This is a genomic window from Thioalkalivibrio sp. ALJ2, assembly GCF_000378325.1.
In the GTDB taxonomy this organism is placed as follows: domain Bacteria; phylum Pseudomonadota; class Gammaproteobacteria; order Ectothiorhodospirales; family Ectothiorhodospiraceae; genus Thioalkalivibrio.
Window position 1 is genome coordinate 267,091 of sequence record NZ_KB899557.1, and the last position, 18,660, is coordinate 285,750.

At 68.7% G+C, this 18,660-nt stretch carries 17 protein-coding genes; 16 read left to right on the forward strand and 1 reads right to left on the reverse strand.

Annotation, left to right across the window (positions count from 1 at the left end; all coding sequences use genetic code 11):
- The first annotated feature begins 2 nt into the window (after positions 1-2).
- The 16 genes from rsmH to lpxC all read left to right on the forward strand — a co-directional run bounded on the left by rsmH (position 3) and on the right by lpxC (position 18,176).
- Positions 3-932, forward strand: coding sequence for a 16S rRNA (cytosine(1402)-N(4))-methyltransferase RsmH (gene rsmH, locus F468_RS0110375; RefSeq protein WP_038038537.1), 930 nt, complete (start codon positions 3-5; stop codon positions 930-932).
- Positions 932-1,216, forward strand: coding sequence for a cell division protein FtsL (gene ftsL / locus F468_RS0110380; RefSeq protein ID WP_018138000.1), 285 nt, complete (start codon positions 932-934; stop codon positions 1,214-1,216). Before rsmH ends, ftsL begins: the two co-directional genes overlap by 1 nt.
- Entirely contained in the window at positions 1,204-2,919 is a 1,716-nt protein-coding gene (locus F468_RS0110385) for a penicillin-binding protein 2 (protein WP_018995098.1), read from the forward strand. The genes ftsL and F468_RS0110385 overlap by 13 nt, the downstream gene beginning before the upstream one ends.
- Positions 2,916-4,433, forward strand: a complete 1,518-nt coding sequence (locus tag F468_RS0110390; RefSeq protein WP_018995099.1) for a UDP-N-acetylmuramoyl-L-alanyl-D-glutamate--2,6-diaminopimelate ligase — start codon at positions 2,916-2,918, stop codon at positions 4,431-4,433. Before F468_RS0110385 ends, F468_RS0110390 begins: the two co-directional genes overlap by 4 nt.
- Positions 4,430-5,803 carry a UDP-N-acetylmuramoyl-tripeptide--D-alanyl-D-alanine ligase gene (gene murF / locus F468_RS0110395; RefSeq protein ID WP_018995100.1) on the forward strand — a complete coding sequence of 458 codons (1,374 nt, stop codon included), beginning with the start codon at positions 4,430-4,432 and terminating at the stop codon, positions 5,801-5,803. Before F468_RS0110390 ends, murF begins: the two co-directional genes overlap by 4 nt.
- Positions 5,784-6,866 (forward strand): phospho-N-acetylmuramoyl-pentapeptide-transferase, encoded by a 1,083-nt coding sequence (gene mraY, locus F468_RS0110400; RefSeq protein WP_018174844.1) that lies wholly within the window; start codon positions 5,784-5,786, stop codon positions 6,864-6,866. Before murF ends, mraY begins: the two co-directional genes overlap by 20 nt.
- Before the next feature lie 4 nt (positions 6,867-6,870).
- Positions 6,871-8,217: a UDP-N-acetylmuramoyl-L-alanine--D-glutamate ligase gene (gene murD, locus F468_RS0110405; RefSeq protein WP_018993163.1), complete on the forward strand. Its 1,347-nt coding sequence runs from the start codon at positions 6,871-6,873 to the stop codon at positions 8,215-8,217.
- On the forward strand, positions 8,214-9,416 hold the full coding sequence (gene ftsW, locus F468_RS0110410; RefSeq protein ID WP_018138006.1) for a putative lipid II flippase FtsW: 1,203 nt from the start codon (positions 8,214-8,216) through the stop codon (positions 9,414-9,416). Before murD ends, ftsW begins: the two co-directional genes overlap by 4 nt.
- The gene (gene murG, locus F468_RS0110415; RefSeq protein ID WP_018995101.1) at positions 9,413-10,513 is read left to right on the forward strand and encodes an undecaprenyldiphospho-muramoylpentapeptide beta-N-acetylglucosaminyltransferase; all 1,101 of its coding nucleotides are present in this window, start codon (positions 9,413-9,415) and stop codon (positions 10,511-10,513) included. The genes ftsW and murG overlap by 4 nt, the downstream gene beginning before the upstream one ends.
- Positions 10,510-11,946 (forward strand): UDP-N-acetylmuramate--L-alanine ligase, encoded by a 1,437-nt coding sequence (gene murC, locus F468_RS0110420; protein ID WP_018995102.1) that lies wholly within the window; start codon positions 10,510-10,512, stop codon positions 11,944-11,946. The genes murG and murC overlap by 4 nt, the downstream gene beginning before the upstream one ends.
- The gene (murB, locus tag F468_RS0110425) at positions 11,943-12,902 is read left to right on the forward strand and encodes a UDP-N-acetylmuramate dehydrogenase (RefSeq protein ID WP_018995103.1); all 960 of its coding nucleotides are present in this window, start codon (positions 11,943-11,945) and stop codon (positions 12,900-12,902) included. The genes murC and murB overlap by 4 nt, the downstream gene beginning before the upstream one ends.
- On the forward strand, positions 12,899-13,840 hold the full coding sequence (locus F468_RS0110430) for a D-alanine--D-alanine ligase (protein ID WP_018138010.1): 942 nt from the start codon (positions 12,899-12,901) through the stop codon (positions 13,838-13,840). Before murB ends, F468_RS0110430 begins: the two co-directional genes overlap by 4 nt.
- Before the next feature lie 59 nt (positions 13,841-13,899).
- Complete coding sequence (locus F468_RS0110435; RefSeq protein ID WP_018993160.1) at positions 13,900-14,622, forward strand: cell division protein FtsQ/DivIB; 723 nt, start codon at positions 13,900-13,902, stop codon at positions 14,620-14,622.
- Positions 14,623-14,645: 23 nt separating this feature from the next.
- Positions 14,646-15,881 carry a cell division protein FtsA gene (gene ftsA, locus F468_RS0110440; RefSeq protein WP_018174839.1) on the forward strand — a complete coding sequence of 412 codons (1,236 nt, stop codon included), beginning with the start codon at positions 14,646-14,648 and terminating at the stop codon, positions 15,879-15,881.
- Positions 15,882-15,972: 91 nt separating this feature from the next.
- Complete coding sequence (gene ftsZ / locus F468_RS0110445) at positions 15,973-17,130, forward strand: cell division protein FtsZ (protein ID WP_012983557.1); 1,158 nt, start codon at positions 15,973-15,975, stop codon at positions 17,128-17,130.
- Between the two features lie 122 nt (positions 17,131-17,252).
- On the forward strand, positions 17,253-18,176 hold the full coding sequence (gene lpxC / locus F468_RS0110450) for a UDP-3-O-acyl-N-acetylglucosamine deacetylase (protein WP_081601195.1): 924 nt from the start codon (positions 17,253-17,255) through the stop codon (positions 18,174-18,176).
- A gap of 26 nt (positions 18,177-18,202) precedes the next feature.
- Here the strand turns inward: lpxC and F468_RS0110455 are convergent, their stop codons facing one another.
- Positions 18,203-18,631, reverse strand: coding sequence for a DciA family protein (locus F468_RS0110455; protein ID WP_018138014.1), 429 nt, complete (start codon positions 18,629-18,631; stop codon positions 18,203-18,205).
- Between the last annotated feature and the right edge of the window lie 29 nt (positions 18,632-18,660).

Below are 18,660 nucleotides of genomic sequence, written 5' to 3' on the forward strand. Positions count from 1 at the left end.
CCATGACGGAAAACGCCACTCATATCCCGGTGCTGCGCGACGCGGTGCTGGAGGGGCTGGCCGTGCGCGCTGACGGGTTCTATGTAGATGGGACCTTCGGGCGCGGCGGGCACAGCCGCGCGATTCTCGATCGCCTCGGCGCCGGCGGAAGCCTGCTGGCGATGGACCGGGACCCCGAGGCGGCTGCGGCCGCCTCTTCGTTTGCGGACGATCCACGCTTCTCCTTCGAGCCAGGCCCTTTCTCGGCGATGACCGATACCCTGCGCCGGCGCTTCCCCGGTCGTGCGCCGGATGGTGTGTTTCTGGATCTGGGGGTCTCCTCCCCGCAGCTGGATACCCCGGAGCGCGGTTTCAGTTTCCAGCACGACGGGCCGCTGGACATGCGCATGGACCCTGCGCAGGGCGAGAGCGCGGCGGACTGGCTGGCCCGCGCGGAGCAGGACGAGATTGCGGATGTGATCTACCACTATGGCGAGGAACGTCATTCCCGTCGCGTCGCCCGTGCGATCGTTGCGGCGCGCGCCGAGGCCCCGATCACGCGCACCGCGCAGCTGGCCGAGATCGTGCGCCGCGCGGTTCCTGGGCGCGAGCCAGGCAAGCATCCTGCGACGCGTACCTTCCAGGCCCTGCGCATCCATGTGAACCGGGAGCTAAAGGAGCTGGAGCAGTGGCTCGAGACGATCCCGGAGGTCCTGCACCCGGGCGCGCGGATGGTGGTGATCAGCTTTCATTCGCTTGAGGACCGCATGGTCAAGCAGGCGCTGCGTGGCCCGCGCCCGGACGCGCGCCTGCCGCGCGGGCTGCCGGTGATGCCCGAAACGCCCGAGCGCACGTGGCGCCCGATCGGCAAGCCCGTGCGTGCCGACGCCGAAGAGCAGCGCCGCAACCCGCGTGCACGCTCGGCGGTACTGCGCGTGGGGGAGCGCACCTGATGGTCTTTCGCGGCTTCATCCTGATCATCCTGGCGACCGGGGTCTTTGCCTCCGCCGTTGGGGTGGTGGCGGCCAAGCACGAGGCACGTCAGGCCTTTATCACGCATCAGTCGGAGCTTTCGGAGCGCGACGCGCTGAACCTGGAGTGGACGCAGCTGCAGATCGAGCAGTCGACCTGGGCGACGCAGGGCCGCATCGAACAGCAGGCGCTTGAGGAACTGGGCATGATCAAGCCCGAGCCGGATCGCATCGTGGTGATCGGGGGGCGCACATGGGAGCGCTGAAGCGCCAGGTCAGCCATGGCCGCCTGAAGGTGCTGCTGGTCGTCTCCGCGCTGGTGCTGGTGGCCCTGGTGCTGCGTGCAATCGATCTGCAGGTGCTCAGCCGCGACTTCCTGACGCAGCAGGGCGAGCAGCGTCAGGTGCGTACGCTGACCGAATCGGCCTATCGCGGCATGGTCACGGATCGCAATGGCGAGCCGCTGGCGATCTCCGCTCCGGTGCAGACCGCCTGGGCCAATCCCAAGGACTTGCTCGAGCAACGCGATCGCTGGCCCGAGCTGGCCGAGGCGCTGCAGGTCGACGCCGACTGGCTGGCCGAGCGCATCGAGGCGCGTGCCAGCCGGGAGTTCATGTACCTGCGTCGGCATATGCTGCCGGCCCAGGCGGAGCAGGTGACCGCCCTGCGTGTTCAGGGGCTTGGCCTGACGCGTGAGTTCCGGCGCTACTACCCGCATGGCGAGACGACCTCGCACATCCTTGGCTACACCGATATTGACGATCGCGGGCAGGAGGGCGTCGAACTTGCGTTCAACGACTGGCTGTCGGGCGCGCCGGGTGCCAAGCGTGTGCTGCGCGACCGCCACGGACGCACGATCCGCGATGTGGCCAGTATCCGCCCCGCACGCGACGGCCGCACGCTGCGCCTGACCATCGATCAGCGCCTGCAGTATCTGGCCTACCGCGAACTGAAGGCCGCGGTGGCGGAGCACGATGCCCAAGGCGGGTCGGCCGTGCTGCTGGATGCCCGTACGGGTGATGTCCTGGCCATGGTCAATCAGCCCAGCTTCAACCCGAACAATCGCGGTTCGATCCGCTCGGAACTCGCGCGCAACCGGTCGTTGACCGACAGCATGGAGCCGGGGTCCGTCATCAAGCCCTTCACCGTTGCGGCGGCCCTGGATGCGGGCATCATCGACCCCAATGTGACCCTGGACACCCGTCCCGGGACCATGCGTGTCGGGCGCCTGACCGTGCGCGACTTTCGTGACTATGGCGTGATCGACCTGACCACCCTGATCGCGCGTTCCAGTAATGTCGGCGCGACCAAACTGGCCCTGGACATGCCGCCGGACCGGTTCTGGCAGGTCCTGCACCAGGCCGGCTTCGGCCAGTCGACCGGGACCCACTTCCCGGGCGAGGTGAGCGGCCGCCTGCGCGACTTCCCGACCTGGCGCGAGGTCGAGCAGGCCACGATGGGGTATGGCTACGGCCTCTCCATTACCCCGCTGCAGATGGCTGCGGCCTATACCGCTTTCGCCAACGATGGCCAGCGCATCCCGGTGCGGCTGGTGCAGACTGCCGACGACCTGCGCGAGCCGGCGGGCGTGATGTCCCCGGAAACCGCCCAGCGCGTGCTCGCGATGATGGAGCACACGATCGGTTCCGAGGGTACCGCGCGTCAGGCCGCGATCGACGGCTACCGCATCGCGGGCAAGACCGGTACCAGCCGCAAGAGTGGCCCCGGGGGCTACACCGAGGACCGCTATATCTCCAGCTTCGTGGGCCTGGCGCCGGCCTCGGATCCGCGTTTCGTGATGGCCGTGGTGATCGACGAACCCAATGCCGGCACCTACTTCGGCGGCGCCGTGGCGGCGCCGGTATTCCGCAACGTGATCGGCTCGGCGCTGCGGATGTTCAACGTGCGCCCAGACGCGATGCCGGAGATCCCCATGCAGTTCGCCGCCGAACGCGAGGGCTCGACATGATGGCGGCGAATACGGTCCAGACCGTCACGACACTGGGCAGCCTGTGGCCCGCCGGGGCGCCGGCGCTGGCGCGCGAGGTCGCTGGGCAGCGTGTCACCGATCTCGTCCAGGACAGCCGCCGGGTGACCCCGGGGGCTGTCTTCGTGGCGCTGCGCGGGACGCAAGGCCACGGCCTTGCCTATGCGCAGACCGCGGCCGAGCAGGGAGCGGTGGCCATTCTGTGGGATGAAGCCGAGGCGGCCCCGGCCCTCGATGTTCCGGTGCTGCACCTCCGCGGTCTGCGCACCGCGCTGCCCGCGATCTGCGATGCCCTTTGGGGCGCCTGGCCGGCCGAATATCCCGTCGTCGCGGTGACGGGCACCGATGGCAAGACCTCGGTCAGCCAGCTGCTGGCTGGTGCCCTGGAGCAGATCGGTGTCCCCACGGGGGTCGTCGGGACGCTCGGTGTGGGACGCCTCGGAGCACTGGAAGACTGTGGTCATACCACTCCGGGTGTGATTGACCTGCGCCGGCACCTGGCGCAGCTGGCCGCCGACGGCTGCCGGGCGCTCTCGATCGAGGCCTCGTCCCACGGGCTCGAGCAGGACCGCATGGCCGGGCTGCCCGTGCGTGTCGCCGTGCTGACTCGGCTGGGCTCGGATCATCTGGATTTTCATGGCAGCCAGCAGGCATATGCCGACGCCAAGGCGCGGCTGTTCACCTGGCCGGGGCTGGAGACCGCGGTGCTCAATGCCGACGACGCCCTCGGGCAGCGCCTGATCCGCGAAACCACGGCTGGGCGCACCCTCACCTACAGCGCCGTCGGGGCGCCCGCCGATCTGGTCGCGCGGGAGGTCGAGGCAGGCTCCGACGGCATTCGCTTCACGCTGGAGGCTGCGGGCGAGGCCTGGCCGGTGCAGGCGGGTCTGTTCGGGCTGTTCCAGGTCGGCAACCTGCTGGCGACGCTCGCCGCCCTGCGGGCGCTGGGTCATTCCTGGCAGGCCGCCGTCGATGCGGTGTCGCGTCTGCGCGGTGTCCCGGGGCGCATGGAGCGCTTCGAACTGCCCGGCGGGGCGTTGCTGGTCGTGGACTATGCCCACACCGAACAGGCCCTGGCGGCGGCGCTGGATGCCCTGCGCCCGCACACGGCCGGCCGACTGATCGTGGTCTTTGGCTGTGGCGGGGATCGCGATGTCACCAAGCGCCCGGCCATGGGGCGGGCCGCCAGTGCGCGCGCCGATCAGGTGATCGTGACCGACGACAACCCGCGTTCCGAAGACCCGGCCGCGATCCGCGCCGCCGTGTTGGCTGGCTGCGGTCGGCCCGAGGCCTGCCGCGAGCTGGGCGATCGGGAGGCGGCGGTGCGCGCGGCCGTGGCCGAGGCGGGCCCGGGTGACGTCATCGTGCTGGCGGGCAAGGGGCACGAAACCACCCAGCAGGTGGGTGCGCAGTTTTATCCGTTCAGTGATCGCGAGCTGGCGCGCCAGCTCGCCGCTCGGACGAACGCGGGAGACAGTGGGGGGGGTAGCCAATGATCCGGATGACCGGACAGGAACTGGCGGACGCCGTACGCGGCCGTCTGGAAAACGGCGACGGTGAGCGGGTCTTCGAGGGGGTGTTCACCGACACCCGGCAACCCCTCGAAGGGGGCCTGTTCGTGGCCCTGCGCGGCCCGCGCTTTGATGCCCACGAGCATGTCGCCGCCGATCTGCCGGCCGCCGTGCTGCTGGTGGAGCGCGTGCTGGATGTCCGGCATCCGCAGGTGGTGGTGGCCGATACCGGCGAGGCCCTGGGTCGGCTGGCCCAGCACTGGCGCCGCCGCAGCCGGGCGCGTGTGATTGCGCTGACCGGCTCCAATGGCAAGACCACGACCAAGGAGATGCTGCGCTGCATCCTCGAGGGCGTGGGCTCCGTGCATGCCACCCAGGGCAACCTGAATAACGAGATTGGGGTGCCGCTGACCCTGCTGGCCATGCCCGAGGACGCCGATTACGCGGTGATCGAGATGGGCGCCAACCATGCCGGCGAGATCGGACGCATGGCGCGCTGGACCGAGCCGATGGTCGCCATGATCACCAATGCCGGGCGGGCCCACCTGGAGGGCTTTGGCAGCCTCGAGGGCGTGGCCCACGCGAAGGCCGAGATCTACTCGGGGCTGCCCTCCCAGGGCGGCACGGCCGTGATCAATCTGGACGACCCGTTCGCCGACTACTGGCTGTCGCTGAACGAACACCACCATTGCCAGCGTTTCTCCCTGGAGGGCGGTGGCGAGATCGAGGGCATGTGGCAGGCCCCCGACCGCCTGCGCCTGACGATCCTGGGCGCCGGCCGCGACCTGCGCCTGGCCAGCCCGGGACGCCATGTCGCCGCCAATGCGGTCGCCGCGGCCGCCGCGGCGAATGCGGTGGGTGTGGCGATCGACGCGATCGCCAACGGCCTGGCGCGCTGGACGCCGGTGCAGGGTCGTCTGCAGGAGCTCTGGCATGCCAGCGGCGCGCGCCTCTGGGACGATACCTACAACGCCAATCCCGACTCGCTGCGCGCGGGTCTCGAGGTGCTGGCCGCGATGCCCGGCCGGCGCATCCTCGTGCTGGGTGCGATGGGCGAGCTGGGTGCCGAGACCCCGGCGCTGCACCGGGAGACCGGGGCGCTGGCCCGCGCGATGGGTGTGGACTACTGCCTGGCCCTGGGCGAGGCCGCGCGCGACAGCGCCGAGGCCTTTGGCGAGGGTGGCGAGTGGTTTGCCGACCATGACGCCCTGCGGACGCGCCTGGAGGAACTGCTGGAGGACGAGACCACGGTCCTGATCAAGGGCTCGCGCAGCCAGCACATGGAACGCATCATCGAGGGGCTGGAACTGGCCCCATCGGCGCGGGGGGCTGCGAATGCTGTACGCGCTGACTGAGTATCTCGCGCAGTTCTATAGCGGCTTCACGGTCTTTCAGTACCTGACCCTGCGCGCGATCCTGGGCGTGGTCACCGCACTGGCGATCGCGCTGCTGATTGGCCCGGCGATGATCCGTCGGCTGACGGTCGGCAACGTCGGCCAGCAGGTTCGTGACGACGGACCGGAGTCGCATCTGAGCAAGGCCGGTACGCCGACCATGGGTGGGGCGCTGATCCTGGTGGCGGTGGCAGTCGCCACGCTGCTGTGGAGCGACCTGACCAACCGCTTTGTCTGGATCGTGCTGTTGACCACGCTGGCCTTTGGTGCGGTTGGTGGCTGGGACGACTATCTGAAGCTGCGCTACGGCAACAGCAAGGGACTCTCGGCCAAGGCCAAGCTCCTGTGGCAGACGCTGTTCGCGCTGATCGCCGCCGGCGTGATCATGGCCACCGCGCAGAGCCCGGTGGAGACGAGCTTCTATCTCCCGATCTTCAAGGATTTCGAGCTGCACCTTGGCTGGCTGTTCATCCCGCTGGTCTGGCTGGTCGTGGTCGGGTCCTCCAACGCGGTCAACCTGACTGATGGCCTGGACGGTCTGGCGATTATGCCGGCGGTGCTGGTGGCCGGGGCCCTCGGGGTGTTCGCCTATGCAGCTGGCCACGCGGTGTTCGCGGATTACCTGCAGATCCCCGCAGTGCCGGGGGTGGGCGAGGTCGGCGTCTTCGCCGCCGCGCTGGTCGGGGCCGGGCTCGGTTTTTTGTGGTTCAACGCCTATCCCGCCCAGGTTTTTATGGGCGATGTCGGGGCTCTGGCCCTGGGCGCGGCGCTGGGCATGATGGCGATCCTGACCCGTCAGGAGATCGTGCTCCTGATCATGGGCGGCATCTTCGTGCTGGAGACGCTGTCGGTGATGCTGCAGGTCGCCTCGTTCAAGCTCACCGGGCGGCGCATCTTCCGCATGGCGCCGCTGCATCACCACTTCGAACTCAAGGGCTGGCCGGAGCCGCGCGTGATCGTGCGCTTCTGGATCCTGACCGTTGTATTCGTCCTGATTGGTCTTGCGACCCTGAAGATCCGCTAACGCCATGTCGAAGCCACAGCCGCACAATCTGATCGTGGGAACCGGAGCGACGGGGCAGTCCGTCGCCCGATTCCTGCGTGCGCGCGGCGAGGCCTTTGCGATCACCGACACGCGCCGCGACCCACCGGCCCTGGCGGCCGGGGCCGCCGCCGCGTGGCTGTCCGAGGCCTGGGCCGGACCGCTGGACGGTCTTGATACCTCCGGCTATGCCCGCCTGATCGTCTCGCCGGGGGTCCCGCTGGAACACCCGGCCGTCGAACAGGCCCGGGTCGCTGGCGCGGCGATCACCGGCGACATTGACCTGTTTGCGGCAGTGGCGCAGGCCCCGGTCATTGCGATCACCGGCTCCAACGGCAAGAGCACGGTCACCGCCCTGGTGGGCGAGATCCTGACAGCCGCAGGTCGCAAGGTCGCGATCGGCGGCAACTTCGGCACCCCGGCGCTGGACCTCCTGGACCCGGCGGTGGAGGTCTATGTCCTGGAGCTGTCCAGCTTCCAGCTCGAACGCAGCGAGCACCTGGTGCCGGATGGCGCCGCGATCCTGAATATCTCGCCCGACCATATGGATCGCTACCCGGATCTGGCCGCGTACATCCAGGCCAAGGCCCGCATCCTCGACCGTGCCGCTCGCGGTGTGCTCAATCGCGATGACCCCTGGCTGCGCGAGCTGCCCCTGCCGGCCGGTCTGCGCGTGGTCTCGTTCGGGCTGGATGCCCCGCTGGCCGCGACCGACTTCGGCGTGACGACGGGCGCGGCCGAGCCGGACCTGGTGCGTGGCGAGGAACGCCTGCTGTCCACCGCGCGCCTGCGTCTGCGCGGACAGCACAACTGGGCCAATGCCCTGGCCGCGCTGGCGCTGGCCTGGCCGTGGCTGGAATCAACGCAGGCGCGTAGCGAGGCGCTGGCTGCGCTGGCCGACTTCGCGGGCCTGCCGCACCGTTCGCAGTGGATCGCGCGGGTGGCCGAGGTCGACTACGTCAACGACTCCAAGGGCACCAACGTGGGCGCGACCCTGGCCGCGCTACGGGGTACGCCGGGGCCTCTGGTGCTGATCGCCGGTGGGCAGGGCAAGGGGCAGGATTTCTCGCCGCTGGCGGATTACGTGCCCGGCAAGGTCCGGGGCGTCGTGCTGCTCGGCGAGGATGCTCCGCTGATTGCCCGGGCCCTGGCCTCGGTGGTGCCGGTCCAGCGGGTGGACAACATGACCGCCGCCGTGGCACAGGCCGCGGCCTGGGCGCAGCCCGGAGACACCGTGCTGCTCTCGCCGGGCTGCGCGAGCCTCGACATGTACGAGAACTATCAGGCCCGCGGCAACGACTTCGCGCGGGCCGTGCGGGAGCGAGCGGCATGAGTACCGGATCGCTGCCCCTCGGACTGCCCTCGCGCGACTCGCTCGATGGACTGCGCAACAGCGTGGACCTGCCGCTGCTGGCCGCGGCCGCGTTGCTGCTGGGGCTCGGTCTGATCATGGTCGCCTCGGCCTCGATGGACCTGGGCGAGCGCTACTATGGCAACACCTGGCACTTCTTCCAGCGCCAGGTCCTGTTCGCCGCCATCGGTCTGGCGTTGGCGACCGTGATGTGGGCGATCCCGCTGGAGCGCTGGGAGCGCGCCGGTCCCTGGCTGCTGATCCTGGTGATGGTGCTGTTGATTGCGGTCCTGCTCCCGGGCGTGGGCCGAACCGTGAACGGCGCGACCCGCTGGATCCCGATCGGCATGTTCAACCTCCAGGTGGCCGAGCCGGTGAAACTGCTGGTGGTCATGTACCTGGCCGGCTACATCGTGCGTCATTACTCGACCCTGCGGTTGCACCTGCGCGGTTTTGTCCGCCCGCTGGTCGTGCTGGGCTTCGGGACAGTACTCCTGCTTCTGCAGCCCGACTTTGGTGGCGCGGCGATCATGCTGGCGATCGGTATGGGCATGCTGTTCCTGGCCGGCGCCAAGCTGTGGCAGTTCGCCGCGCTCGGCGCGACCATCGCGGTGGGTATGGCCTTCGTCGCAGTGGCTGCGCCCTACCGGGTCGCGCGCCTGACCGCATTCCTCGACCCCTGGCAGGACCCGTTCGCGACCGGGTTCCAGCTGACCCAGTCGCTGATCGCGATCGGGTCTGGCGGCTGGTTCGGTGCCGGTCTGGGCAACAGCGTGCAGAAGCTGTTCTACCTGCCGGAGGCCCATAACGACTTCCTGTTCGCGGTCTTCGCCGAGGAGTTTGGCTTTATCGGTGTGATCGCACTGATCGCGCTGTTTGCGGTCGTGGTCTGGCGCTGCGTGAAGATTGGGCTCTGGGCGGAGCGTGCCGGGCATGCATTTGGTTCGCACCTGGCCTTTGGTGTCGCGATCTGGCTGGCGCTGCAGAGTGCGCTCAATCTCGCGGTGAACATGGGGCTGCTGCCGACCAAGGGTATGACGCTGCCATTTCTCAGCTACGGCGGCAGTTCATTGATCGTCACGCTGATGGCGATCGGTTTGGTGATGCGGGTCTATCGCGAGGCGCAGATCCCGGCCCCGCGCCAGTCGACAGCGCCGCGGCGCAAGAGGGGGCGGGCATGAACAATCCCCTGCGCATCCTGATCATGGCCGGCGGTACCGGTGGACACGTCTTCCCGGGGCTGGCGGTCGCCGACGCCCTGCGCGCCCGTGGCGTCGAGGTCCTCTGGCTGGGCAGCGCGCGCGGGATCGAGACGCGTCTGGTGCCTGCGGCGGGCATCGAGCTGCATACCCTCCCGATCAGCGGCGTGCGCGGCAAGGGGTTGGCGGGACTGCTGCTGGCGCCCTGGCGCCTCGGGATCTCGCTGTGGGCGGCGCTGGCCCTGATTACCCGCTTGCGTCCGGCCGCGGTGATCGGCTTTGGCGGATTTGCGGCCGGCCCCGGCGGCCTGATGGCCGCTGCGTTGGGGCGCCCCCTGGCGATCCATGAGCAGAACGCCGTCGCCGGCCTGACCAACCGCTGGCTGGCGCGTATCGCGGACCGGGTCTATGCGGGCTTCGATCACGCCTTCCCGGAGCGTCACACCGTGACCGTGGTGGGCAATCCGGTCCGTGCGGAGATCGCCGCGTTGCCGGAGCCGGAGCAGCGCTTCGACGAGCGTTCGGGCCCGCTGCGGGTGCTGGTGTTGGGTGGCAGCCTTGGGGCGCGCTCGCTGAACCGCATGGTGCCGGCGGGGCTCGAGCAGGCCCGCGACGCGCAGCCGATGGTGATTCGCCACCAGGCCGGGGAGCGTACGTTGGACGAGGCCCGCGCGGCCTATGCCGAGACCGCGCTGGAATACGAGGTGACCCCGTTTATCGAAGACATGGCCGAGGCCTATGGCTGGGCGGATCTGGTGATTTGCCGGGCCGGGGCGCTGACTGTGGCCGAGGTCGCGGCGGCCGGTGTCCCGGCCCTGTTCGTGCCCTATCCGCATGCGGTTGATGATCACCAGACCGCCAATGCCCGTGCTCTGGTCGAGGCGGGTGCGGCCTGGCGCCTGGCCGATACCGATCTGACGCCAGAGCGGGTCGCCGAGATCGTACGTCCGCTGGGGCGCGAGGCCCTGCGCGAGCGGGCCCGCCTGGCCCGCGAACAGGCCTGCCCTGACACTGCCGAGCGTCTGGCCGAGGCCTGCCTGGAGATGGCCCATGCCCGGCGCGGGAGGAAGAGCTCATGAACACCCCGCGCCTGCCACGTCACGCGATGCGCCGCATCCGTCGTATTCATTGTGTCGGGATCGGTGGTTCCGGCATGAGCGGGATCGCCGAGGTCCTGCATCAGCTGGGCTACGAGGTCTCCGGATCGGATCTCGGGCAGTCGGCGATGGTCGCGCGGCTGACCGGCATGGGCATCCCGGTGGCCCCCGCCCATACCGAAGAGAACGTCGCCGAGGCCGACGTGCTGGTCGTCTCCAGCGCGATCGATCCCTCCAACCCCGAGGTGCAGGCGGCCCGTCGCCGCGGGATTCCGATCGTGCGCCGCGCGGAGATGCTCGCGGAGCTGATGCGCTTTCGCTACGGCATTGCCGTGGCCGGTACCCACGGCAAGACCACCACGACCAGCCTGGTGGCCAGCGTGCTCGCCGAGGCCGGTATGGACCCCACCTTCGTGATCGGCGGGCGCCTGAACAGCACGGCCAGTCACTCGAATCTGGGGGCGGGCGACTATCTGGTGGCCGAGGCCGACGAGAGCGACGCCTCGTTCCTGCACCTGCAGCCGATGATCAGCATCGTGACCAATATCGATGCCGACCACCTCGGCACCTATGGCAACGACTTCGGCAATCTGCGCGCGACCTTCCTGGAGTTCCTGCACCACCTGCCGTTCTACGGCATCGCCGTGCTGTGCGCGGACGATCCGCAGGTGCGCGATCTCTATCCCGAACTGGAGCGTCCGCGCCTGACCTACGGCATCGAGGCGGAAGCCGATGTGCGCGCCCTGAACGTGCGCCAGGAAGGCGTGCGCATGTTCTTCGACCTGAAGCTGCCGGGGCAGACCGCGTTCCCGGTCACCCTGAACCTGCCCGGGCGGCACAACGTGCTCAACGCCCTGGCGGCGGCGGCCGTCGCGCACGAACTGGAGGTTGCCCCTGCGGCGATCCAGGCGGCGCTCGAGCGCTTCGAGGGGATCGGGCGGCGCTTCCAGGTGCAGGAGCTCGAGACCGCGCAGGGCCCGCTGACCCTGGTCGACGACTACGGCCATCACCCGCGCGAGATCGAGGCGACCCAGGCCGCGGCGCGCGACGCCTGGCCCGATCGGCGGCGCATAACCGTGTTCCAGCCGCACCGGTACACCCGTACCCGCGACCTGTTCGAGGACTTCGCCGAGGCCCTGTCCGAGACCGATGTGCTGATCCTGCTGGAGGTCTATCCCGCCGGCGAGGAGCCGATCCCCAGCGCCGATGGCCGTAGCCTCGCGCGGGCGATCCGCCTGCGCGGGCAGGTTGAGCCGGTGTTCGTCGAGCATGCGGCCGACGTCGCCGAGGTCCTGTCCGGGATGCTGAAGCCGAACGATGTCGTGATCACCCAGGGGGCCGGCGATATTGGCCGGCTGGCGAGCCTGCTGCCGGACCAGCTGGGGGCGAAGAAACGCCCCGGGAGTGCGACATGATGGCGGCGCGCGTGGTGGAACCGGTGAACGGCCCGTTTGCCCACGCCCCTCGGGGCGAGGTACGGCCCGATGCCCCGCTGGCGGGCCTGACCTCCTGGCGTGTGGGCGGTCCGGCTGACTGGCTGTTCCGGCCGGTGGACCGGGCCGACCTGGTGGCGGCGCTGGCGGATCACGCCCGTCATGCCCCCGCGATGCCGGTCACCTTCCTGGGGCTGGGCAGCAACGTGCTGATCCGCGACGGCGGCATCGAAGGGCTGGTGGTCCACCTGTCCGGGGTGCTCAACGAGCGCGAGCGCCTGGAGGGCAACCGCGTGCGGCTCGGGGCAGGGCTCGCCTGCGCCCAGGCCGCCCGTTTCTGTGCGCGCCAGGGACTTGTGGGCGGTGAATTTCTGGCCGGCATCCCGGGCACCCTGGGCGGTGCCTTGCGCATGAACGCGGGGGCCTGGGGCGGCGAGATCTGGCCGCTGGTCGAGTCGGTGTCCACCGTGGATGCCGACGGACAGGAGCACCAGCGTGAGCCGGGCGAGTACCGCATCGGCTATCGCAGCGTCGAGGGTCCGGAAGAGTGGTTTACCGGCTGCGTGCTGCAGCTGGAACCGGGCGATCCGGCCACCGGCACGGCGCGCATCAAGGAGCTGCTGCGTGAGCGCTCGCGCACGCAGCCGCTGGGTCTGCCGTCGTGCGGATCGGTGTTCCGCAATCCGCCTGGTTATCACGCTGCGCGCCTGATCGAGGCGGCGGGACTGAAGGGGCTGCGCCACGGTGGCGCGGAGATCTCCCCCAAGCACGCGAATTTCATTACCCACGATGGCGCGGCGCAGGCCGCCGACATCGAGTGGCTGCTGCACCACGCCCAAAGCGAGGTGGAGCGGCGCTTTGGTGTGTGCCTGGAGCCCGAGGTGCGGCTGCTGGGTCGACCGCGCCCCATGGACGAGACAATCGAGGGAAGGCAATGAGCAGGCGCAAACCGGAAGAATACGGGCGCGTGGCGGTCCTGATGGGCGGCTGGTCCGGCGAGCGGGACATCTCGCTCAAGAGTGGCAACGCTGTACTGGCGGCGCTGCGCCGCCAGGGCGTCGATGCCCATGCCGTTGACCTTACCCGCGAGACGGCGCGGTGCATGGCGCTGGAGGGCTACGACCGGGTGTTCATCGCACTGCATGGCGAGTGCGGCGAGGACGGGACGTTGCAGGGCTGTATGGACATGGCCGGCATGCCGTATACCGGGACTGGGGTCCTCGGTTCGGCGCTGGGTATGGACAAGCTGGCCTGCAAGCGCCTCTGGGCGGGCACGAACCTCCCGAGTGCGCCGTATCGCCTGCTGACACCGGGCTTCGATCCGGAGGCGGTGGCGGATGCCCTCGGCCTGCCGCTGATCGTCAAACCCGCGCGCGGTGGCTCCAGCCTGGGCATCACCCGGGTCGATCGTGCTGAAGACCTGCCGGCCGCCTTTGATGCGGCGCGCGTGCAGCCGGGCCAGGTGTTCGCCGAACAGTGGATCACCGGACGCGAGTACACGGTTGCGGTGCTCGGCAACGAGCCCCTGCCGGTGATCGAGATTCGCGCGGCGAGCGGTTTCTACGACTACCACGCGAAGTACGAGGCGGACGATACCGGCTACCTGTGCCCGCCCCCGGACCTGTCGCGCAGTGCGCAGCTGGAGCTGCAGTCGCTGGCCATCGCCGCCTTTGCTGCCCTCGAGGGCTGCGGTTGGGGCCGGGTGGACATCCTGCAGGACGAACACGGCGAGAACTTCCTGATCGAGGTCAACACCATCCCCGGCATGACCGACCACTCGCTGGTGCCGAAGGCCGCCGCGCAGGCGGGCATCGACTTCGACGAGCTGTGCCTGCGCATCCTCGATTCCAGCTTTGAATGCGGAGGGCTGCGTTGAACGCGCGACGTACAACGCGACCCGCGCGGCGGCCGGCAGGGCCGTCGCGGCTGCAGGCCATGACGGGGCCGGGGCTACGCCTGCTCGCCGGCATGGGACTGGCCGGGGCTCTGGTGCTGGGCTTCAGCCTGTGGCTGCACTTCGACCCGGATCAGCATCTGCCGATCGGCTCCATCCAGATTACCGGCGAGCCGCGTCACGCCGACACGGACGTGATTCTCGAGCGGGTACGGGCGCATGCACCGGGTTTCGTGGGTACGGACCTCGAGGTGCTGCGCGGGGAGCTGCAGGCGATGCCCTGGGTGGACAGCGTACAACTGCGTCGGCGCTGGCCGGACACCCTGGAGATCCACGTGACCGAGCCGGTCCCGGTGGCCCAGTGGGGCGACGACCACCTGGTCGACCGCCATGGGCGCCTGTTCGGGCCGGTGGATCTCGCCGAATGGGATTTCCTGCCGGCACTGGCCGGCGAGGACGGCCGTCAGGTGGTGTTGATGCACCGCTACCTGGAGGTCTCCGCGCGCCTGGCCGACGCCGGTTTCGAGGTGGTGGGCGTGCACGAGGGCAAGCGGCATGACTGGACCATACACCTGTCCGACGGGGCCGAGGTCCTGATGGGCCGCGACGTGAATCTGAACCGGCTGGGCCAGCTGGTACGCGCGGCGCCGGCCCTGAGGGCGCGCGAGGACGCCCCGATTGCGCGAGTGGATCTGCGCTATCCGCACGGTCTGGCTGTGGCCTGGGCCGAAGAAGCGGACAACAACGGCGGCAACGCCCGATGACACGAACGACAGGACGCAGAAAGATGATGGCAAAGAAGTCGGAACCCGGACTGATCGTCGGCCTGGATGTCGGCACCTCGAAGATCGAGGCGATCGTCGGCGAGCTGACCGACGAGGGCGAGATCGAGATCATTGGCATCGGCTCCTCCCCGTCGCGCGGGCTGAAGAAGGGCGTGGTCGTGAACATCGAGTCCACCGTCCAGTCGATCCAGCGCGCGGTCGAGGAGGCCGAGCTGATGGCCGGCTGCGAGATCCATTCGGTCTACACCGGGATCGCCGGCTCTCACATCAAGAGCTACAACTCCACCGGCGTGGTCGCGATCAAGGACGGAGAGGTGGTCGCCGGCGACGTCGACCGGGTGATCGATGCTGCCCGCGCGATCGCGATCCCGGCCGATCAGCGCATCCTCCATGTGCTGCCGCAGGAATACATCATCGACGAGCAGGAGGGCATCCGCGAGCCGATCGGGATGTCCGGGGTACGCCTGGAGGCCAAGGTGCACCTGGTCACCGGCGCGGTCTCGGCGGCACAGAATATCGTCAAGTGCGTGGAACGCTGCGGCCTGCGGGTGGACGACATCATCCTCGAGCAGCTGGCCTCCAGCTACTCGGTGCTCAGCGAGGACGAAAAGGATTTGGGGGTGTGCCTCGTCGACGTGGGCGGCGGGACCACCGACATCGCCGTCTTTGCCCACGGCGCGATTATGCACACGGCGGTCATCCCGATCGCTGGCGATCAGGTGACCAACGACATCGCGGTCGCCCTGCGCACGCCGACCCAGTACGCCGACGAACTCAAGATCAAGTACGCCTGCGCGCTGCGCACGCTGGCCGACCCGGGTGAGAGCATCGAGGTCCCCGGTGTCGGTGATCGCGCCGCGCGCCGGCTGTCGCGCCAGACGCTCGCCTCCGTGGTCGAGCCGCGCTACGAGGAGCTGCTGCAGCTGGTGCAGGCGGAACTGCGCCGCAGCGGAACCGAGGAAATGATTGCCGCCGGGGTGGTGCTGACCGGCGGCTCGTCCCGAATGGAAGGTGTGGTGGACCTCGCCGAAGAGGTTTTCCACATGCCCGTACGCCTGGGGGTGCCGCAACGCGTCACCGGGCTCCTGGATGTGGTGAAGAACCCGATCCACGCGACGGGGGTGGGGCTGTTGCTCTACGCCCGCGAGTCGCGTGCGGAGCAGGAGGCCCGGCCCGTGAGCAGCGGGTTCCAGGGTGTATGGGCGCGCATGAAGCGCTGGTTTTCCGGGCAGCTCTGATGATCAGAGTGACCGGGTTTATGGGGGTCGGACCGCTCTCCGGCCATAGGCAAACAACTGACATGTACACACGAACCGAGAGGACGCAGCCATGACGTTCGAACTGATGGATACCTTTAGCCAGAACGCCACGATCAAGGTCGTTGGTGTTGGGGGTGGTGGCGGCAATGCCGTACAGCACATGGTTCACTCGCAACTCGACGGCGTGGACTTCATCTGCGCCAATACCGATGCCCAGGCCCTGAAGAGCCTGGACTCCAAGACGCTGCTGCAGCTGGGCGGCGACATCACCAAGGGCCTGGGTGCCGGGGCCGATCCGTCGGTCGGGCGCGAGGCGGCCCTGGAGGACCGCGAGCGCATCCAGGACCTGCTCCAGGGTGCGGACATGGTGTTCATTACCGCCGGTATGGGTGGCGGTACTGGCACCGGTGCGGCCCCGGTCGTCGCACAGATCGCCAAGGAGATGGGCATCCTGACGGTCGCGGTGGTCACCAAGCCGTTCCCGTTCGAGGGCAAGAAGCGCATGCAGGTGGCCGTGTCCGGGATCAAGGCGCTGACCGAGCAGGTCGATTCGCTGATCACCATCCCGAACGAGAAGCTGCTGACCGTGCTGGGCAAGAACACCACGCTGCTGGATGCCTTCAAGGCCGCCAACGACGTGCTGTTCGGTGCGGTGCAGGGGATCGCCGAGCTGATCACCCGTCCCGGCCTGATCAACGTCGACTTTGCCGACGTGCGCAACGTGATGCGCGAGATGGGTATGGCGATGATGGGTACCGGCACCGGTACCGGCGAAGACCGTGCGCGTCAGGCCGCCGAGGCCGCGATCGCCAGCCCGCTGCTGGAGGATGTCGATATCTCCGGTGCCCGCGGGATCCTGGTGAACGTCACCGGGGGCATGGATGTCGGAATCGGCGAGTTCGAGGAGGTCGGCGAGGCCGTGAAAGCCCTGGCGTCCGAGGATGCGACCGTGGTGGTCGGTACCGTGATCGACCCCGAGATGAGTGACGAACTGCGCGTGACCCTGGTGGCCACCGGCCTCGGTGCCCAGACGGCCCAGCAGGAACGCCCGCAGGTGCGTGTGGTCGATGCCCAGCCCAAGCGTGCGGTCGGCTCCGACGTCGAGGTGGACCTCGACCAGCCGACGGTGAAGCGTCGCGGCGGGGACAACCTCGCGGTCGACTACAACCAGCAGCAAGGCATTGATGTGCTGGATATCCCGGCCTTTCTGCGCAAACAAGCCGACTGAGCAGGGGGCCGCATGCAGGGAGGGCGGAAACTTGCAATAATGCGGTAATCGTTGTGTGCATGAGGAGCCCGGGAGGGCCCCGGGCTCCACTTTGCACCTGAAAAAGCAAGAGGTTATACGCGTTGATTCGACAAAGAACGCTCAAGAACAGCATCCGGGCCACAGGCGTGGGGCTGCATACCGGGGAAAAGGTCGTGCTTACGCTGCGACCGGCGCCGGTGAATACCGGGATCGTCTTCCACCGGAGCGATCTGGATCCCGTCGTCGAGATCCCGGCTCGGGCGGAGAACGTGGGCGACACGCGTTTGTCGACAACGCTGGTAAAGGGAGACGTGCGCGTCTCGACCGTGGAACACCTGCTCTCCGCGATCGCGGGGCTGGGCATCGACAACCTGCACGTGGATGTCAGTGCCGCCGAGGTCCCGATCATGGACGGCAGTGCCGGACCGTTTGTGTTCCTGTTGCAGTCCGCCGGGCTCAAGGAACAGGACGCCCCCAAGGAATTCATCCGGGTGAAGCGCAGCGTGGAAGTCCGCGAGGGCGACAAATGGGTGCGCTTCGACCCCTATGACGGGTTCAAGGTCGGTTTCTGCATCGACTTCGAACACCCGATGTTTACCGACGGAAGCCAGCGCGCCGAGCTGGACTTCTCGTCCACCTCCTTCGTGAAGGAGGTCTCGCGTGCCCGGACCTTCGGGTTCATGCGCGATATCGAGGCCCTGCGCGCCAACCAGCTGGCGCTGGGTGGCAGCCTGGACAACGCGGTGGTGCTCGATGACTACAAGATCCTGAACGAGAACGGCCTGCGCTACGACAACGAGCTGGTCAAACACAAGATCCTCGACGTGGTCGGTGATCTGTACCTGCTGGGGCACAGCCTGATCGGCGCGTTTACCGGGCACAAGTCCGGGCATGCGCTGAACAACCAGCTGATTCGCCAGCTCGCGGCGGACGAGACGGCCTGGGAAAAGGTCACCTTCGAGGACCCCTCGGAGCGCTTGCCGATCTCCTTCGGGCAGCTGGCGCCCACGATCGCTGGCAGTTAGGGCGGTCCTGTCCTGCGCTGCGGGGGCTAGCGCCCCTGCGGCGGTAGCGCCGCCAGGCGTTCCAGCGCCCCGGCCAACTCCGGGTCGCCGATCGAGCGCGCGGTCTGCATCAGTAGCGAGCGGGCCGACTCCGGGATCTCGCGTTGAACCGCGACCGGTTTGGATTGCGGTGCACGTGGCGTGCTGTCGAGTCGAATGCGCACCTCGGTGGTGCCTTCGATGCCGGCCGCCGCGAGCGTCTTGAGCAGCTCGCGCTGCTGGAAGCGGATCTCGGTCGCCAGTGGGCGATCGGCGCAGACCGCGATCAGGGTCTCTCCCTGCCGGGTCAGCGCCAGGCGTCCGCGCTGTAGCTCCTCCCCCACCAGTGGGGCGAGGGCGCGTTCCAGCTCCCGATCGCGGTCGCTGTGGACGCTCAGATTCGCCGCGACAAAGCGGTTCGCGGGGCGCGGCATCATCGACGTGCCTCCACGAAGCCCGACAGTAC

What these genes read in the sequence shown, in the direction of transcription:
- rsmH (WP_038038537.1), top strand. Translation starts at nt 3, where the DNA reads ATGACGGAAAACGCCACTCATATCCCGGTGCTGCGCGACGCGGTGCTG.
- ftsL (WP_018138000.1), top strand. Translation starts at nt 932, where the DNA reads ATGGTCTTTCGCGGCTTCATCCTGATCATCCTGGCGACCGGGGTCTTT.
- F468_RS0110385 (WP_018995098.1), top strand. Translation starts at nt 1,204, where the DNA reads ATGGGAGCGCTGAAGCGCCAGGTCAGCCATGGCCGCCTGAAGGTGCTG.
- F468_RS0110390 (WP_018995099.1), top strand. Translation starts at nt 2,916, where the DNA reads ATGATGGCGGCGAATACGGTCCAGACCGTCACGACACTGGGCAGCCTG.
- murF (WP_018995100.1), top strand. Translation starts at nt 4,430, where the DNA reads ATGATCCGGATGACCGGACAGGAACTGGCGGACGCCGTACGCGGCCGT.
- mraY (WP_018174844.1), top strand. Translation starts at nt 5,784, where the DNA reads ATGCTGTACGCGCTGACTGAGTATCTCGCGCAGTTCTATAGCGGCTTC.
- murD (WP_018993163.1), top strand. Translation starts at nt 6,871, where the DNA reads ATGTCGAAGCCACAGCCGCACAATCTGATCGTGGGAACCGGAGCGACG.
- ftsW (WP_018138006.1), top strand. Translation starts at nt 8,214, where the DNA reads ATGAGTACCGGATCGCTGCCCCTCGGACTGCCCTCGCGCGACTCGCTC.
- murG (WP_018995101.1), top strand. Translation starts at nt 9,413, where the DNA reads ATGAACAATCCCCTGCGCATCCTGATCATGGCCGGCGGTACCGGTGGA.
- murC (WP_018995102.1), top strand. Translation starts at nt 10,510, where the DNA reads ATGAACACCCCGCGCCTGCCACGTCACGCGATGCGCCGCATCCGTCGT.
- murB (WP_018995103.1), top strand. Translation starts at nt 11,943, where the DNA reads ATGATGGCGGCGCGCGTGGTGGAACCGGTGAACGGCCCGTTTGCCCAC.
- F468_RS0110430 (WP_018138010.1), top strand. Translation starts at nt 12,899, where the DNA reads ATGAGCAGGCGCAAACCGGAAGAATACGGGCGCGTGGCGGTCCTGATG.
- F468_RS0110435 (WP_018993160.1), top strand. Translation starts at nt 13,900, where the DNA reads ATGACGGGGCCGGGGCTACGCCTGCTCGCCGGCATGGGACTGGCCGGG.
- ftsA (WP_018174839.1), top strand. Translation starts at nt 14,646, where the DNA reads ATGATGGCAAAGAAGTCGGAACCCGGACTGATCGTCGGCCTGGATGTC.
- ftsZ (WP_012983557.1), top strand. Translation starts at nt 15,973, where the DNA reads ATGACGTTCGAACTGATGGATACCTTTAGCCAGAACGCCACGATCAAG.
- F468_RS0110455 (WP_018138014.1), bottom strand. Translation starts at nt 18,631, where the DNA reads ATGATGCCGCGCCCCGCGAACCGCTTTGTCGCGGCGAATCTGAGCGTC.